The organism is Polaribacter sp. (assembly GCF_049276715.1).
Classification (GTDB): Bacteria; Bacteroidota; Bacteroidia; order Flavobacteriales; family Flavobacteriaceae; genus Polaribacter.
On sequence record NZ_JBASWY010000041.1, the window covers coordinates 183,484 to 201,074 of the forward strand.

The 17,591-nt window shown below is 29.3% G+C and carries 16 protein-coding genes and 1 tRNA gene; 5 read left to right on the forward strand and 12 right to left on the reverse strand.

Annotated features, from left to right (window positions below; all coding sequences use genetic code 11):
* Positions 1-4 precede the first annotated feature (4 nt).
* The 8 genes from WAO74_RS10620 to WAO74_RS10655 all read right to left on the reverse strand — a co-directional run bounded on the left by WAO74_RS10620 (position 5) and on the right by WAO74_RS10655 (position 8,721).
* The gene (locus tag WAO74_RS10620; protein WP_422161949.1) at positions 5-850 is read right to left on the reverse strand and encodes a DUF3667 domain-containing protein; all 846 of its coding nucleotides are present in this window, start codon (positions 848-850) and stop codon (positions 5-7) included.
* Positions 851-868: 18 nt separating this feature from the next.
* Positions 869-2,848: a type I pullulanase gene (pulA, locus tag WAO74_RS10625; RefSeq protein WP_422161951.1), complete on the reverse strand. Its 1,980-nt coding sequence runs from the start codon at positions 2,846-2,848 to the stop codon at positions 869-871.
* A 66-nt stretch (positions 2,849-2,914) separates the two neighbouring features.
* The gene (locus WAO74_RS10630; protein ID WP_422161953.1) at positions 2,915-3,832 is read right to left on the reverse strand and encodes a glutaminase; all 918 of its coding nucleotides are present in this window, start codon (positions 3,830-3,832) and stop codon (positions 2,915-2,917) included.
* An 8-nt stretch (positions 3,833-3,840) separates the two neighbouring features.
* Positions 3,841-4,299, reverse strand: coding sequence for an RES family NAD+ phosphorylase (locus WAO74_RS10635; RefSeq protein ID WP_422161955.1), 459 nt, complete (start codon positions 4,297-4,299; stop codon positions 3,841-3,843).
* Positions 4,299-4,793 (reverse strand): type II toxin-antitoxin system Xre/ParS family antitoxin, encoded by a 495-nt coding sequence (gene parS / locus WAO74_RS10640; RefSeq protein ID WP_422161957.1) that lies wholly within the window; start codon positions 4,791-4,793, stop codon positions 4,299-4,301. Before parS ends, WAO74_RS10635 begins: the two co-directional genes overlap by 1 nt.
* 131 nt (positions 4,794-4,924) lie before the next feature.
* On the reverse strand, positions 4,925-6,622 hold the full coding sequence (lysS, locus tag WAO74_RS10645; RefSeq protein WP_422161959.1) for a lysine--tRNA ligase: 1,698 nt from the start codon (positions 6,620-6,622) through the stop codon (positions 4,925-4,927).
* Positions 6,623-6,966: 344 nt separating this feature from the next.
* A complete protein-coding gene (locus WAO74_RS10650) occupies positions 6,967-7,485 on the reverse strand; it encodes a hypothetical protein (protein ID WP_422161961.1) in 519 nt (172 codons plus the stop codon).
* 135 nt (positions 7,486-7,620) lie between these two features.
* Complete coding sequence (locus WAO74_RS10655; protein ID WP_422161963.1) at positions 7,621-8,721, reverse strand: DUF4407 domain-containing protein; 1,101 nt, start codon at positions 8,719-8,721, stop codon at positions 7,621-7,623.
* Between the two features lie 162 nt (positions 8,722-8,883).
* Here WAO74_RS10655 and WAO74_RS10660 point away from each other — a divergent pair, with 162 nt between their 5' ends.
* Genes WAO74_RS10660 through WAO74_RS10670 form a run of 3 tightly spaced genes read left to right on the forward strand, consistent with a single transcriptional unit; the run spans position 8,884 to position 10,753 of the window.
* Entirely contained in the window at positions 8,884-9,510 is a 627-nt protein-coding gene (locus WAO74_RS10660; protein ID WP_422161965.1) for a peptidylprolyl isomerase, read from the forward strand.
* Between the two features lie 14 nt (positions 9,511-9,524).
* The gene (locus tag WAO74_RS10665) at positions 9,525-10,097 is read left to right on the forward strand and encodes a hypothetical protein (protein WP_422161967.1); all 573 of its coding nucleotides are present in this window, start codon (positions 9,525-9,527) and stop codon (positions 10,095-10,097) included.
* Positions 10,097-10,753 (forward strand): DUF2490 domain-containing protein, encoded by a 657-nt coding sequence (locus WAO74_RS10670; protein WP_422161969.1) that lies wholly within the window; start codon positions 10,097-10,099, stop codon positions 10,751-10,753. The genes WAO74_RS10665 and WAO74_RS10670 overlap by 1 nt, the downstream gene beginning before the upstream one ends.
* A gap of 57 nt (positions 10,754-10,810) precedes the next feature.
* Here the strand turns inward: WAO74_RS10670 and WAO74_RS10675 are convergent, their stop codons facing one another.
* The gene (locus tag WAO74_RS10675) at positions 10,811-11,992 is read right to left on the reverse strand and encodes an OmpA family protein (RefSeq protein WP_422161970.1); all 1,182 of its coding nucleotides are present in this window, start codon (positions 11,990-11,992) and stop codon (positions 10,811-10,813) included.
* A gap of 148 nt (positions 11,993-12,140) precedes the next feature.
* Positions 12,141-13,529 carry a dipeptidase gene (locus WAO74_RS10680; RefSeq protein WP_422161971.1) on the reverse strand — a complete coding sequence of 463 codons (1,389 nt, stop codon included), beginning with the start codon at positions 13,527-13,529 and terminating at the stop codon, positions 12,141-12,143.
* Between the two features lie 91 nt (positions 13,530-13,620).
* On the opposite strand from WAO74_RS10680, the gene WAO74_RS10685 reads away from it, so the two are divergent.
* Both WAO74_RS10685 and WAO74_RS10690 read left to right on the forward strand, forming a co-directional pair.
* Positions 13,621-13,702 (forward strand) — tRNA-Leu (locus tag WAO74_RS10685).
* A 70-nt stretch (positions 13,703-13,772) separates the two neighbouring features.
* Entirely contained in the window at positions 13,773-14,753 is a 981-nt protein-coding gene (locus WAO74_RS10690; RefSeq protein ID WP_422161973.1) for an NADPH:quinone oxidoreductase family protein, read from the forward strand.
* Here WAO74_RS10690 and WAO74_RS10695 read toward each other — a convergent pair.
* Positions 14,750-15,199 (reverse strand): acyl-CoA thioesterase, encoded by a 450-nt coding sequence (locus WAO74_RS10695; RefSeq protein WP_422161974.1) that lies wholly within the window; start codon positions 15,197-15,199, stop codon positions 14,750-14,752. The two genes, WAO74_RS10690 and WAO74_RS10695, sit on opposite strands and share 4 nt — an antisense overlap.
* A gap of 75 nt (positions 15,200-15,274) precedes the next feature.
* Complete coding sequence (locus WAO74_RS10700; RefSeq protein ID WP_422161976.1) at positions 15,275-17,407, reverse strand: carboxy terminal-processing peptidase; 2,133 nt, start codon at positions 17,405-17,407, stop codon at positions 15,275-15,277.
* Positions 17,408-17,591: the final 184 nt, after the last annotated feature.

Below are 17,591 nucleotides of genomic sequence, written 5' to 3' on the forward strand. Positions count from 1 at the left end.
TATTTTAAATAAAATCAAAATATTTTAATGCAATTCCCACAATAACCCCAATTATCATTAAACTGATAAAAAACACCATTAGGCCGAGTAAAAACCGTAGCAATTTTAATATGTTTTTTCCAAGAGAAAGTTGATAAAACTTTCCAAATGCATACATGTAAAAAAGGATATAAATTAGGATACTATAACTATAAATAGATGGATGTATGGTAATTGCCAACATAAAAAATAGTAGCGTAATGTAGGTAAGAAAACCATAAATAAAAGCATTTATCACCACATGCTCACCAAAATTATGAGGTTTTCTATATGTCCATTTACTCAAAATTGCATAAATCAAAAGAAAAATAAAAGTCATTAAATTGTAATAACGCAACATAAACTGCATCCATCCATCCATGAATTTTAATTGCATTTGAGCTGTTTTCTTTTCTATTTCTAGTTTTTGAAATTCTTGTTTGTCAATATTTTTTATGGTAGAGAGATCTAGTGCTGCTTTTTGTTTCAGTTCACTAATTTGATCCGATTGAATAGAATTATTGATTGCAATAAAATCATCAGCAAAATAATTGAAGGTAAGTAATGATAAACCTGCTCCAACTGCTAAAAATGCAAAGGGATTTACATAACGTTTTCTAATCCCATCTATATATTCATTAATAACCTCATCAGGATGAGTTGCCATTTTTCTTAAGGTTAAGAAAAACTTACTATCCACTCCAAAGGTATTTATGAAAAATTCTATGAGTAATTCTTTGAAAGTAATTCTTTGAACAATTACTTTTCCACCACAATTGTCACAAAATTGTGAGTTATCTTTTAGTGATTCTTGGCAATTTTTACAATTCATAAAATAAAAGTACAAATATTATTCTTGAAACAAAATCACAGCCGAAATTGCTGGTAATTTTATTGTTTTTGATACTATTTCTTTCCCTTCAAAATCAAAAGAATCTTTAAAAACTGCAATTTTCCAATTTTTATCTAAATGATATTCAACTGGTTTTGAATTCGCATTAAAAATAACCAAAATATTTTTCCAAGAATCGTGGTTTGCGTTATTTTTTATTTGATAAGAAACCAACCCATTTTCGAATTTTAAAAACTCTAAATTTTTTTGAACTTCTTTTGATGTTGGAATTCTAAAAGCAGGATGTTCTTTTCTTAATTTGATTAAATTTTGATAATATTCAAAAACATCATCATTTTTAAATTTTAAACTCCAATCAATTTGATTGATTGAATCTGATGATTTATAAGAGTTATGTTCCCCAAATTTAGTACGCATCATTTCTGAGCCAGCATGCAAAAATGGAGTTCCTTGAGATGTTAAAACAATGGCAGTTGCCAATTTATGCATGGCTTTTATCTCCTCTTTAGAGGCATTTGGTTGCGATATTTTTAGTTTATCAAATAAAGTATGATTGTCATGACAAGAAACATAATTAATTGCTTGCCAAGGTTGTCTTGCCCAAGCTTTATCAGAATAATTTACCTTTTTGTAATCAATTTGAGGATGTTTAATAGAGCCTACAATTCCGAACTTAATAGATTCTTCTGTGTTTTTTGCTCCATTTACAAAACCTGTACTTTCATCTTCGAAAACAGAACCTTTAATTCCATCTCTAATATCATCAGAAAAAGCAGCAATTTTAGGCATTTGAAAGGTATGCTTTTTTAAAGCCCTGCTTTTTTCTAGAAGAGGAGAATCTCCAGCTGTCCAACCTTCACCATAAATCAAAGCATTTGGGTTTATTTTTTTTATTTTGTCTGCTAATAAATTCATAGTCTCAATATCGTGAATGCCCATTAAATCGAATCTGAAACCATCTAAATGGTATTCTTCTGTCCAGTATTTTACAGATTCTATCATAAATTTTCGCATCATTTTACGTTCTGAAGCAGTTTCGTTACCACAAGCTGCAGCATCAGAATAAGAACCATCTTCTTTAAAACGATAATAATAATTGGGGTTTTCTAAATTAAAATTCGAGTTTTCTGTTCTTCCTGTATGATTGTAAACTACATCTAATATTACCCCAATTCCTGCATCATGAAATGCTTTAACCATCCTTTTAAATTCTTTGATTCGAACTTCAGCATCAAAAGGATTTGTAGAAAAAGACCCTTCTGGAACATTATAGTTTTGTGGATCGTAACCCCAATTAAATTGTGGTTTTTCTAAGTTGCTTTCATCAATAGAATAATGATCGAAAGTGGGTAGTAAATGTACATGAGTGATGCCCAATTCTTTGATATGATCTATGGCTGTTGCAGCGTTTTGGGTTGATTTTGTTCCACTTTCTACCAAACCTAAATACTTGCCAGGAAAAGTAGAATTTGCCTCTTTTTGTATGGTTACATCTCTAATATGTAACTCGTAAATAATAGCATCATTTGGATATTTTAAATTTACGTATTTATCATTTTGCCAATTTTCAGGATTTGTTTTATCAAAATCTAAAACCAGGGCTCTTTGCCCATTAACGCCCACTGCTTTTGCATAAATTCCAGGAGTTTCTGCAAGCCATTTATCATCTATATAAATTTGATAGGTGTAATAAGTTCCTTGTAAATCACCTTTTACAGTTTGAATCCAAAGTCCATTTTCATCCTCTTTTAGTTGATGTGTTTCAAAAACTTCAGAATTATTTCCAGTTTTATAAAAGTTTAATTTTACGGCTTCAGCATTTGGTGACCAAATTTTAAAAGTGGTTTTTTCTTTTGAGTACGTTAACCAAAGATTGTTTTCTGTTGTTGGATAATCGTCTAAAGAAAGAAAAGTAGTTTTGTTTTTTGTACAGGAAGCTAATATCATTAAAAGAAAAAAATAACCGAAAAATTTCATAAGTGAAAGTTTTGCATTAGAGCAAGGAAGTTCTTCAAATTTAATGAAGATTGCAAATAAAATTATCTAAAAAATAGAGGAAGCTGTTTTTGTTGTAAATTTTTCTAAAAACAACATTCCTTTATATGAATTCCCTTTTTTATTCAACTTTGGGCTCCAAACAACAATGCAGTATTTATCTGGATGAATGGCTACAATACCACCTCCAACACCACTTTTTCCTGGTAAACCAACTCTAAAAGCAAACTCTCCAGATTCATCATAAAAACCGCAAGTAAGTAGAATTGCGTTCACTCTTTTTGCTCTGCTCATGGTTAAAACCTTGTTTCCTTTATGGGTTGTAAAATTATCATCTGCTAAAAAGAGAAATATTTCTGAAAGTTCTTTACAGCTCATTTCTAAAGAACAAGTATAAAAATAGAAATCTAAAACAGTTTCAACATTATTTTTAATATTGCCAAACGATTTTATAAAATTACAAAGTGCAATATTTCTAAAGCCAGATATTTTCTCTGATTGTGCAACTTTTTCATTATAACTTAAAGTAGGATTATTAGAAAGTTCTCTGCAAAAAGCAAGAAAATCTTCTTTAGGATTCTTTAAATGACTAATTAAAATATCGCAAATAACAAGTGCGCCAGCATTTATAAACGGATTTCGAGGTTTGCCTAAATCTGCTTCTAATTGAAGTAAAGAGTTAAAAGGATTTCCTGAAGGCTCAACATCTACTCTATTCCATAATTTTGCACCTTCAAATCTGTAAGCTAAGGTTAATGATAAAACTTTTGAAATACTCTGTATGGAGAATTTTTTATCAAAATTACCAACGCCAAAAGATTCTTTTTTAATAGAGGTCATATTCACTCCAAAATTATCTGAAGAAACTGTTGCTAGTTCTGGTATGTAGTTGGCAACTTTACCAATATCATTTACATTTTTTACCTCAAAATAAATGTCTTCTATTATTTTTTTATAATTTTCCATTTTAATTTTTATTGAAATAATCTATCATCGAAAGGAAAATTAATAATATCTATAATTTTAATTTTTTTAAAATCTTTATGATGTGGGTTGATTAAATAATTAAAATCTCCTTTAACAACTGCAGAAGGAACTTTTAAAATGCAATATTTCATTGCATCTATAAACAAATCTCCAATTTTTTGAGTTTCTGAATTAGAAGGATTTGCATTCCAGTTTTTATCTAATTCTTTAGAGTCTAATTCTTTAATTATAATGTTTTTAGAAATATCAATAGTAATCATTACAAAATCTTTTGGCAGTGTAGCAATGGTTAAATGCACTGCAACTTCTGCCATGGCTAAAGCTCTACTTTCTGCTGTGTAAATAATTTCTGTTCCTTTAGTGTTCCATCTATTATTAAATTTTGCAGCTCCTTTACCATTTAATTCTGTTGCATATTTTTTTTTTGATAGTCTAAAAACTTTCATTAGGCAAAAATTCCATGCTCTATTCTATTTAACTCTGCCATAACTAATTCTTTCCCATAAGAATCTCTTAAAAGTTCTGAAGGTTTTAAATTATTAAAAATAAAAGCAGGTGTATTTAACCACAAATAAAATTGATCTTTAGAACTAAAAACTTCTTTGCCAAAATTGGTAACTTCTGCAAGCTCGATAATTTTTTCTGTATGAATAGGTTTAAATAAATGATTTTTATCATTGCTATATCTTTGCAAAGATTTTTTAGAAATGTTTAAATAACTTGCCCAATCTTCTTCTGTAAAAGGACTCATCTTTTTTATAAGATTAAATAATTTATAAGGTAAACCTTGTCTTATAACTTTAATTACTAACATCTTGTTATTAAAAAAATCTGAAATAGTAATTTTTTCTTTAGTGATGTTAAAAGGTGAACTAGTTACATAGTTGCTAATGGCCTCATTAACAATATTAGATTCTGATATATTTTCTTTGTAAACCATGACAAATACATTTGACCTCAAATATAAGACATTTGTCTCTATTTAAAATGTTTTTTATCATTTATTTTTATTTACTAAAAAAGGAACTATATTTAAGTAATTCCTTTTAAAATATTATTCAGCTTATCTATTTATAAAACTTCTACAAACAAACCATCATCAGTTTTAGAAACTTTTGCCAAACTGTTTTTAGTTAAGTGTTTAATGGATTTATCCCATTTTTTATTTGATAAACCGCTTCTAGTTTTCAAATCATCTAAGGTTAATTTTTGGGCTTTTTTAAGAATTGCTAAAACTGCTTTTTCATCATCATTTAATTCCACAGCCACTACTTTTTTCTCTGGTCTCATTTGCGGAAAAAACAACACTTCTTGAATGGATTGATTGTTGGTTAAAAACATAATTAATCTGTCCATTCCAATTCCCATTCCAGAAGTTGGTGGCATTCCATATTCTAAAGCTCTTAAAAAATCGTAGTCTATAAATTCTGTAGCTTCATCATCGCCTTTTGCAGCTAATTTTAATTGATGTTCAAAACGCTCACGTTGATCAATTGGATCGTTTAATTCTGAATATGCATTTGCAATTTCTTTACCACAAACCATCAATTCAAAACGCTCTGTAAGCTCAGGATTTGTTCTGTGCTCTTTACAAAGTGGAGACATTTCTTTAGGATAATCTGTAATAAATGTTGGCTGAATGTAATTTCCTTCACATTTTTCACCAAAAATTTCATCAATTAATTTTCCTTTACCCATGGTTTCATTAACCTCAATTCCCATTGATTTTGCAGCTTCTCTAATTTCACTTTCGGTTTTTCCATTGATGTCGAAACCAGTAAAATGTTTGATAGAATCTGCCATAGTTACTCTTGTATAAGGCGCTTTAAAATCGATATGATGTTCACCAAAAGTAGCTTTAGAAGTTCCATTTACAGCAATTGCACAGTGCTCTAAAAGTTGCTCACAAAAATCCATCATCCAATTATAATCTTTGTAAGAAACATAGATTTCCATGGCTGTAAATTCAGGATTATGAGTTCTATCCATTCCTTCATTTCTAAAGTTTTTCGAGAATTCATAAACCCCATCAAAACCACCAACAATTAAACGCTTTAAATACAATTCGTTTGCAATTCTCATATACAAAGGAATATCTAAAGAATTGTGGTGTGTTATAAAAGGTCTTGCAGCTGCGCCTCCAGGAATCGGCTGTAAAACAGGCGTTTCTACTTCAAAATAACCAGCAGTATTAAAGAAATTACGCATGGCATTAAACAACTTTGTACGTTTAATAAATACTTCTTTTACATGTGGATTTACCACCAAATCTGCATAACGTTGTCTGTAACGCATTTCTGGATCGTTAAAAGCATCATGTGCTTTTCCTTCTGCATCAATTTTTGGCAAAGGCAAAGGTTTTAAAGCTTTAGAAAGCAATTTAAAATTCTTAACCATCACTGTTTTTTCACCTACTTTGGTTGTAAATAAAGTGCCTTCAATACCAATAAAATCGCCAATATCAAGTAGTTTTTTATAAATTTCATTATACAAGGTTTTGTCATCACCTGTACAAATTTCATCACGATTAAAATAAACTTGAATTCGTCCTTCACCATCTTGTAATTCAGCAAAAGAAGCTTTTCCTTGAATTCTTCTAGACATTAATCTACCAGCAATTACCACCTTTTTATCTTCTACAAAATTCTGTTTTATTTCTTTCGAATTAGAATCGATTGGAAATAAATCTGCTGGATATGGATTCACACCCATTTCTCTTAATTTTGCGAGCTTCTCTCTTCGTACAACTTCTTGTTCTGATAATTGCATTTGTATTTAAATTTGTAAAGTTTAATAAAGGAAGCAAAGATACAATCTATGCGCAAATACACAATTGGCAATATTGCAAAAAATAGGATATTTATTTTAAAATATTTAAAAACTGCTTATATTTGTGCGTTGCTTTTTGTTGAAGTAACAAAAGTTGTGTTGTTTTGGTACTTTCGTAAAAGTGTCGTGGTTTTGTTAACCAATGGAAAGCTTCCCTTTAAAGGGACGCTTTTTTTGTTTTTTAAAGAATTAAATTCTGTCTACATTAAAAAAAGCCAAGTTTTAAACTCTTCAAATTTAGAATTTTATGGTTTTATAACCAGATAAAAAAGACATTTATAGCTTTACCAATTGAGTGCGTATCTTATACCATAAGCTATAACTACTGGAGGTGCAACACTTAAATTGATACTTATTTTTTTAGATATTTTATAATTAAACTCAAAACCTACCATAGGCGTTATGGGGCCTGAAAAAAGAGTTTCTCTAAAAGGCAAACCTTCTACTTCTGCTAGTTTTCCATCATAACCATAAGCAAGACCAATACCATATATAAATGACCATTTTTCTGATAAATTTTGTTTTCTTTTATAATAAATAGAAGTTGTTATATCATTATGAGAATTCGCATACATAGAAATTTCAAAACCCTTGTAATTAATACCTGTATAAAAAGGAAAAATTACATCAGGATTTATGATGTGATGTCCTATTGGCATAAAAATAATTGCAGATTCAACAGGTTGACCATACAATTTTTTCCAAAAAGATTTTTTTATTGTATCATTAGCAACCTCTTGAGCAGAACTATTGGTAGAAATTAGAAATGCCATAAATAAAACTAAAATAGCTTGATATTTCATATATATATATAAATTGATAAATGAATAACAAAAGTAATTATAAATTTTTTTCTGCTGATACAGATTCTTATTTTATAATCATAAAATGTTTAAATAATTGGTTATCAATTTTGTAGTGGCATATTCGTTGTTGTTTTACAACATTTTTTGCTGTTTTTTATAAAAAGAATCTGCTTGTAGTTTCATCAATTCTCTTGCCATTTTTTGCTTGTAAGTGTATAAATCATCATCTTCTTTAAGATCTCTATATACTTTATTATCTATAGCAATGTCTGCATTTAGCATTTGTTGTCTTTGCTGAACTTGTTGTGTTACCCAAGTTTTTATCGCTGATTCCTTTTCCTCTAATTTAAAATCGTACTCACCTTTTGGCGCTAATAATTTTGCTATGATGGGTGATGTTTCAATGGCCAAAAACAATAAAAATATAAAGAATGATGTAAAAAAGGGTAATTCTCCTAAGGTATTTATCCTTGCCATTAATCCATCAAAATTAGAAATGATAGGTTGTGTTTTTGTTTCTGCTAATTTTTGATTTTCGATCAAAGTAGCAATTGCACTTTCTTTTTGGTTTATTTTCTCTTGATTTTCTTTTTTAAGCTGATTTAAAGCCAATACAGAAGCATCGTGTTTGGCTCGTTTTTCTTCATAAACAGGACCTTTACCTAATTTTTTAGTTCCTTTTGTGCCCTCAGCCTCTGCAATATAGGTTTCATATAAAGTATTGGTTTCAATTTCTTTAGCTAAAACTTCTGCTTTTAAGTTTTCAATTTCTGAATTTATTTTCGAAATCTCAGGCATGAATTGTTGTGCAATTTGTGTTTTGTTATCGAGCGTCATTTGGTTTTTCTGAGCCAATAAAACTTGATTGATTTCTTTCTCAAACAATTTTAGTTCTAAAGGTTTAGAAATAACAACAGCAATAATGATTGCTAAAATTATTCTTGGAGCTGCTTGTAAAAGTTCTTTCAATTTAGAATCCGACTTTTTAATCGTCGAAACTATGAAACGATCTAAATTGAAAATCAATAAGCCCCAAATCAATCCAAAGAAAATAGCTGCATATAAATTATCAAAAACGGTAAATAAAGCGTAAGAACCAGCTATGGTTGCCATAACTGCAGTAAAAAACACAGTGGCTCCAATACCAACGTATTTATTTTGTTCGCCATCAGAACAATTATTAATTAGGTTTTTATCAACACCAGAACAAATAATAAAGAAATTTTTAAGCACAATTAAATAGTTTGTATTTTATTATAACGTTTTAAAATGCTATTTGTTACTTCTTAAAATTTTGAATTTTCGAAGTTTAAACTATTGATTATTTTGTGACCACTGCATCTATTCAAAAACAATCATTTTAGCTACTTTTGTTTAAAATTTAAAAAAAATAGGATGAAAAAAATATACATAATATTGGCATTAGTAATACTTTCTGCTTGTTCAACTGTTAAATTCAATGAAAAGTGGTTAAAAAAAGAAGCGCCTGCTACTTTTAAAGCACGTTTTGAAACTACAAAAGGGAATTTTGACATTGAAGCCAATAGAGAATGGTCTCCAAAAGGTGTTGACAGATTGTATCAATTAATCAAAAATGAATACTATGTAGATGTTCCTATTTACAGAGTTGTTCCAAAATTTGTTGCTCAATTTGGTATACATAATGATACTTTAATCAATAATGCTTGGCAAAAAAGAGGTATTGAAGATGAACCTGTAATTGTTAAAAACGATTCTATGACGATTTCTTTTGCAAGAGGAGGAGTGAATACTCGCTCGAATCAAATTTTTATCAATTTAAAAGAAAATTACAGATTAGATAAATTGGCATATTCAGGAGTTACTGGTTTTCCTGTGGTTGCAAAAGTAATTGTTGGGCAAGAAAATGTCTTGAAATTTTACAATGGTTATGGAGATAAATTGGGCTATAAACAAGATTCAATAGCAAAATTTGGCAATAAATTTTTAAGAGAAAAATACCCAGAAGTAGATTATATTTTGAAGGCTTATTTTATAAAATAATTAGTTCTAAAAATATGAAAAAAAGTGTCTTTTTATTTATTTTACTTGTTTCAAGTTTAACATGCTCCCAAGAAAAATTCGAGAAAGAATACAGAGTAAAACCAGCTCAAGTTCCAGAGAATTCTTTGAACTTTATAAAAGGTCTAAATTTTGAAAAGAAGGTAAAATGGTATGTAGAAGAAAGTAATGATGGAAAAAGTTTCGAGGCAAAAATTTGTTTCCAAAAACACTTATTTAGCATCGAATTTTCAGAAAAGGGAAACTTAATTGATGTTGAAAAGAAAGTGTCTTTTGCTGAATTGGATTTAGAAATTCAAAATAAAATTACTCATAAATTATCTGGGACTTACAAAAAATATAAATTTAAAAAGATTCAAATTCAGTACAAAGGATTAGAAACTGAAGTAAAGAAAGTTTTTTTAGAAAGTACAAGAAATCATATAGCAACTAGAATTTTTTATGAAATTGTATTAAAAGCTAAAAAAGAAAATGACTACGATTTATATGAAGTTTTATTTAATGAAAATGGAGCCATAATTAAAGAATTAAAGTTTAAACAAATAAATTCAATCAATTTAGAATTTTAATGGGTAAACAAATAGTTTCGTTTTTTGCATTTATTTTGTTTTTTATCCAAATCAATTCTCAAACGAATTTAGATGCAGGATTTTTGCCAAAAGTCGTGTTATCAAAAAAAATATCTGAAAAAACAAAATGGATAAATAGTTTAGAGTCTAGAACTGTTTTATACGATGATGCATATCAGTTTTCTCATAGTTTAGTTGATATTTCATCTATAATATCCTTAAAAACAGGGCTAAATCAATCTTTTAACTTTGGCTATATTTTACGTTTAAGAGATACAAGAACAATTCATAGAACTTTTCAGCATTTCAATTTAGTCAATCAATTATCAACTTTAAAATTAGGTCATCGTTTTGCTTTTGAACAATTTTTTGAATCAGAAAAACAAACGACTTTTAGAATGAGATATAGAATAAGTGCAGAAAAAGCTTTGAATGGCGAAAAGGTGGACGTTAAAGAATTTTACTTGAAATTTGGCAATGAGTATTTGTACGATTTCTCTGATTTAGAGATTAGATTTACACCTTATTTAGGTTATCAAGCAACAAAGAAAGATAAAATTGAATTTGGTTTCGATTACAGATTAAGCAATTTTATAGAAAATGCAACTGAAAATAATTTGTGGTTTAGAGTAACTTGGTATATTTCTTTAAATTAAAAAAGCATCTACTATATAAATTGTAGATGCTTTTTTAATTATGTAATTTTGTTGATTTTATCTTAACTTAAATGTAACTTTTCTAGCAAATTGTCTTGCTTCTTCGGTTACAGTTTTATCTTCACCACCTCCAAAATAAGAAAGTCTAGATGGGCTTATCCCAGCTGCAACTAAAACATCATATACTCTTTTTGCTCTATTTTGAGAAAGCGTCTTATTTCTGTCTGCTGTTCCAGTTTCATCTGCATAACCGATTAAATCTGCACTTACAGATGGGTTGTCCATCATAAATTGCTTTAAGTAGTTTACAGAATTTAAAGACCCTTTTTGAATTTCGTCTTTATTCACATCAAAATAAACATTAATATAACCGCTGTTTAATAATTCTCTAATAAAATCAACATTAGAACCCGTAACTACACTAGAATATCTATTAGGGTTTTCATCTCTTTTAACATATCTCTCATCTAATTCTGTTAATACAAGATCTTTATTAGGGCCAGACTCTTTTGATTTTAAAATTTCTATTTCTTTTTCGGCATTGTTTAAACGTTTTTTAATTGCGTCTAGCTCTGTGTTAACTATCTTATCTTCTATTTCATCTTCAACATAAAAATCAGCTGATTGCCTATTTTTTCCTAAAGCAATATTCAAACCTATTGATGTATTCATAAGGCTTATGTTAGACTCTCTCCAATCTACATTCTTTCCTCCATCAAAATTATTTTCTTGATAAAAGTGAATTATACTATTTAAATCTAAAAATAGCGTGAATCGGTCATTTAATTTAAATTGAGGAGTTAAACCAAAATTCATAGCATACATTACATCGCCACTACCATTATTTACTGGAGCAGTAACGTTTAAAGTAGCAGCTCCTGCACCTGCATGAAATAATAATCCAAAACGTTTAGTCCAAGTGTCAAATTTTAAAATACTTCTTAAATTAACAACACCTTCTAAACTAGCTCTATAATAATTAGAGGTAAAAGGTTGAGAAGTTTCATTAGCTGTAAAACTATTATATCCTAAATCTAATCTTAAACCAAATTTCTCGTTAAACATATATCTATAACCAATATGTCCTTGTCCGAAAATATTTTCAGCAAATCCCGGAGTTAATGCAGAACCAACCTGATGAAGTCCACCTCCAATGTCAATAGACCAATGATCGTAATCTTGTGCACTCGCGAAAAAAGACATTAATGTGAATACTGCCCCAAAGTAAATTTTTTTCATTTTTATTTTTATTTGTGATTATTTTATTCTGACTTTAGATGTCAAATTTATTACTAAATATTTATTTTGGGGAACGTTTTTTTTTGAATTGTTTAGTTATATCGTTAAAATGGTAAAAAAACAGGTTAACATGCTTTAAATACAACAATTATAAAGATAATTTTGCAAAATTAAGATAAAAAAATGGAATTGTTTCAATACCCTTTAAATAATTCCAAACTCCAAAATGTTCATTTGGTGAATGAATAGCATCAGAGTTGAGTCCAAAACCCATTAAAATAGTTTTACTTTTTAATTCTTTTTCAAATAAGGCAACAATAGGAATACTACCTCCACTTCTTTGCGGTATTGGAGTTTTACCAAAGGTGGTTTCATATGCTTCACTTGCTGCTTGATATGCAATGTTATCAATAGGAGTAACATAACCTTGACCTCCATGATGTGGTGTAACTTTTACTTTCACAGATTTTGGAGCAATACTTTCAAAATGATTTTTAAACAATTCTGTAATTACTTTCCAATCTTGATTTGGCACCAAGCGCATCGAAATTTTTGCAAACGCTTTGCTTGCAATTACTGTTTTTGCACCTTCACCTGTATAACCTCCCCAAATACCATTTACATCTAAAGTTGGTCTTATGGAATTTCTTTCGTTTGTAGAATATCCTTTTTCACCAAAAACGTCATCAATAGCCAATGCTTTTTTATAGTTTTCTAAGGAAAAAGGTGCTTTAGCCATTTCTGCTCTTTCTTCTTTGGATAAATCTTCTACTTTATCATAAAAACAAGGAATGGTAATTTGATTATTTTCATCGTGCAAAGAAGCAATCATTTTTGTTAAAATATTAATTGGATTGGCAACTGCACCACCATACAAGCCAGAGTGCAAGTCTCTATTAGGTCCAGTTACTTCTACTTCTACATAACTTAAACCACGTAAACCTGTGGTTATAGATGGAATATCGTTAGCAATCATGCCAGTATCTGAAATTAAAATCACATCATTTGCTAATTTTTCTTGATTTTCTGATACAAATTTAGATAGGTTTACAGAACCAACCTCTTCTTCACCTTCTATCATAAATTTTACGTTACATGGCAGATTGTCTGTTGCTATCATGTATTCGAATGCTTTAACATGCATGTACATTTGTCCTTTATCATCGCAAGCACCCCTTGCAAAAATTGCACCTTCAGGATGAATTTCTGTTTTTTTAATTACAGGTTCAAATGGTGGAGAATGCCATAAATCAATTGGATCTGCAGGTTGTACATCATAATGTCCATAAACTAAAATTGTTGGTAGATTTTTATCAATAATTTTTTCTCCATAAATTATAGGATACCCATCTGTTTGGCAAATTTCAACAGAATCGCAACCTGCATTTTTAAGACTTTCCAAAACAAAATCTGCAGTTAGTAAAACATCTTTTTTATAAGCTCTATCAGCGCTAATTGAAGGAATTTTTAGTAATTCTATCAATTCGTCCAAAAAACGTTGCTTGTGTTCTTTTATGTAAGATTTTACAGTTTTCATAAATTTTTATTTGAATTAAAATCAAAAATATAAAAATAATAATGAACTGCTTTGTAGTTTCTATTGATTGTTTATATTTGCAAACCAAAATGCGAGCGTGGTGGAATTGGTAGACACGCTAGACTTAGGATCTAGTGCCGAAAGGTGTGAGAGTTCGAGTCTCTCCGCTCGTACTTAAAGCTTCTCAATTGAGAAGCTTTTTTCATTTCTATAATTATGTTACCTTGGTAAAAAATATTTTTTATGAAAGCTATAGTATGTAACGAATTTGGAACACCTGAAACTTTAAAATATCAAGAAATTGAAACTCCAAACCCCAAAGGAGATGAAGTTTTGATAACTGTAAAAGCATGCAGTGTAAATTTTCCTGATACCTTAATTATTCAAGGAAAATATCAATTTAAGCCTGAATTCCCATTTTCTCCAGGAAGTGATGTCGCTGGAATTATAGAAGAAGTTGGAGAAAATGTACAACATTTTAAAATTGGTGATGAGGTTGTGGGTTTTATACCTTTTGGAGGTTTTGCTGAAAAAGCAATTGTAAAAGCGAAAGACTGTTTTCCGAAACCAAAAGGGATGTCTATGGTAAATGCATCTGCTTTTTTATTGGCTTATGGCACTTCTTATCATGCTTTAAAAGACAGAGCAAATTTACAAAAAGGAGAAACTATTTTAATTTTAGGAGCTTCTGGTGGAGTTGGTTTAACAGCTTTAGAATTGGCAAAATTAATGGGTGCTAAAGTTATTGCAGCAGCTTCAACGAAAGAAAAACTAGATTTATGCAAGCAATTTGGTGCAGATGAAGTTATTAATTATACAGAAGAAAATTTAAAAGATAGAGTCAAAGAATTAACAAACGGGAAAGGTGTAGATGTAATTTATGATCCTGTTGGAGGTCATTTTTCTGAATTGGCATTAAGAGCAATAGCATGGAAAGGAAGACATTTGGTAATTGGTTTTGCAAATGGTGAAATACCCAAAATACCTATCAATTTAACGTTATTAAAAGGAGCAAGTATTGTGGGTGTTTTTTGGGGAGCATTTGCTCAAAAAGAACCGAAAAAAAGTTTAGAGAATATTAAAGAGTTATTAACTTGGTTTGCAAAAAGGGAGTTAAAACCACATATTGATAAAACCTATTCTTTAAAAGATGCTCCAATAGCGCTCGAAAATATGATGCAAAGAAAAACGAAGGGTAAAATTGTAATTGATATGGAACTTTAAACCTTTGGTTTTAAAATAATTTCTTCAAAATCATCAGTTTTATCAGCGCTCAAAAACAAATTTTTTGCTTCTTTTGGGGGTGAGGTTAATTTTCTTTTTGATAAATCTAACCAAGCTCCATAAACTTTTATCACTGCAGATAATTTACCTGCTTCATTAAAAACTTCATGAACTAATTTCCATCGTTCATTATTTTTGGAAAGTCCAGATAATTTTATGTTTACTGTTATATTTTCGCCCAAATGAATTTCTTTTCTAAAAGATGTTTCTTCTGTGAATAAAATAGGACCGATATTATATTTGGTAAATTCATCAATAGAAAAATTTTGTTCAGCAAAATAACGCACTCGAACTTCTGCTGCATATTCGTTGTAAGCTGTGTGACGCATGTGTCTGTTTGGATCAAAGTCAGACCATTTTGTGGCAAATGTTACTTTATATGTCATTTTTCAAAATTAAAAAAACCTGATATTTTTTTATAAAAAAAATATCAGGTTTTAAATATTTATAATTGAACTGCTTTAATTCTTAACAAGTTCAGATTTTTCTTTAAGTTTTAATTCACTTAGTACATTTAAAGCTTCAGAAACATACATGTCTTTGGCTAAGTTTTTGTGCCAAGCCATTCTTTTGTCTGCTAAATCTTTATTACTTTTTACCAAGGATTGTTCGTATTTAGGTGATGAAAAAGTTAAATTCGATTTGTAATCAAAGACAGATTTAAACTTCTCTGCTTCTTTTTCTCTATCATCACTTTCTTTAAAAAATTGATTATAGTTTAAAGAGAAAGAGGTGTCATCTTGATTTTTCTTCAGCCATTTTGCATATTCATTTACCATTTTAAAGTTTGTGTCAGAGGCAATTCTTTCTTTACTCTTGTATATAACATCATTAAAATTTGAATATGTATTTGTTTGCGTGTATTTCGCTTGTGGAACTTTATCCCAAGCTAAAGCACCTGCTAAATCTCGTTCTCCAAACTTCATATAACTATATCTACTAGGCATAGCAATGTCGGAATAAACGCCCTCTATTTGTGTAGAACCTCCATTTACTCTGTAGAACTTTTGAATAGTCATTTTTAAGAAACCTAAGTCTTTTTCGTATTTTGGATAAAACTGATTGATAGGTAAAACGTTTTGAACTGTACCTTTTCCATACGTTTGATTACCACCTAAAATAATTCCTCTTTCATAATCTTGCATTGCAGCCGCAAAAATTTCTGATGCTGATGCAGAGAATTCATTTACTAGCACAACAAGAGAACCATCCCATTGCAACTTAGGGTCTGTATCTTTGTAGATTGTTGGGTCTTCTCCTCTATATTTAACCTGCACAACAGGACCTTCGTTAATAAATAAACCAGATATTTCTATGGCAGTTTTTAGAGAGCCACCACCATTGTTTCTTAAATCTACAATTAAACCATTTACGCCTTCGGTTTTTAATCTTTCAATTTCTTTTTCCATATCTTTTGCAGAATCTCTGTAATTATCATCAGAAAAATCGATGTAAAAACTTGGCAAATCTATAATTGCATATTTTTTTCCATCTTTCTCTACAATACTAGATTTTACAAAAGTTTCATCTAATTGAACAACATCTCTTATAATAGAAATTATTTTAGTAGAGCCATCCATTTTTTTCTTTACTGTAAGCTTTACTTCTGTTCCTTTTTTACCTTTAATAAATTTAATGGCATCATCTAAACGCATTCCTACAATATCCAAAGCTTCTTCATCACCTTGTGCCACTTTTAAGATGATGTCATCTGGTTCAAGTTCTCCTTGTTTCCATGCAGGTCCTCCAGAAACCAATTCGAAAACGTGTGTGTAAATCCCTTTTTTTTGTAAACGAGCTCCAATCCCCTCAAGTTTCCCAGACATTGTTTGGTCAAAACGCTCTTTAATACTAGGATCCATGTAAGTTGTGTGTGGATCAAATGCGCCTACAACTGCATTTAAAAAAGTCGAAAACCAATCATCGTTTTCTAACTCTTCTATTCTAACATACAATTCATCCATATTTTTTAGAACTTCAGCTCTCGCTTCTTTTTCTAAAACTTTAAAAGATTTAACCTTGTAATTTTTATCTTTCTTTAGTTTATCTTTTTGTAAATCTGTTTGTTCTTGTATTCTGCTTAAGGTTTGCAATTTTAATTGCTTTCTCCAATAATCTATAAGTTCATTATCGTTTTTTGCAAATGGTACTTTTTCGTAATCTAAATCTATTGTTTCATTCTTATTAAAGTCGAAAGGTTGTGCTAATAAATCTCCATAAAAAGATTTTGCATTTTTCATTTTAGTTAAAAATCGATTGTATACCAATTTGTAAAAACTTAAATCATCTTTTAATAGTTGATTGTCTATTTGATATTTATACTTAGAAAATTCTTTCATGTCTTCTTGGGTAAAATATCTTTTGCTGGCATCTAAATCATCAATAAAAGTATTATATACTTGCTCTGAGAAATTATCATTCATGTTTTTTACAACAAAATGCATTCTGCTTAAAATATTTTTTAATACATAAATTAAAACTTTATCTTTTTCTGGGTCTGCTTTCTTATCATGCTCTGCTGCTTTTAAAGATGCACTACTAATTAATAATAATATTGCTAAAAAAGTAGTGATAAACTTAAATTTTACTTTCATATATAGTTTTCTGTTGTTTTTATTTTCTAATTACGAATCTACTAAAATAGTGCCAAAAATTTATATTTATTTTTTTTAATAAATTTTTATGAATACTTCTGATATTATTTTTTTCCTTTTTTAATTCTCATTGCATTGAAACATAATCTCCTTTTCGTCAACGATCTTTATTCAGAACTAAAAA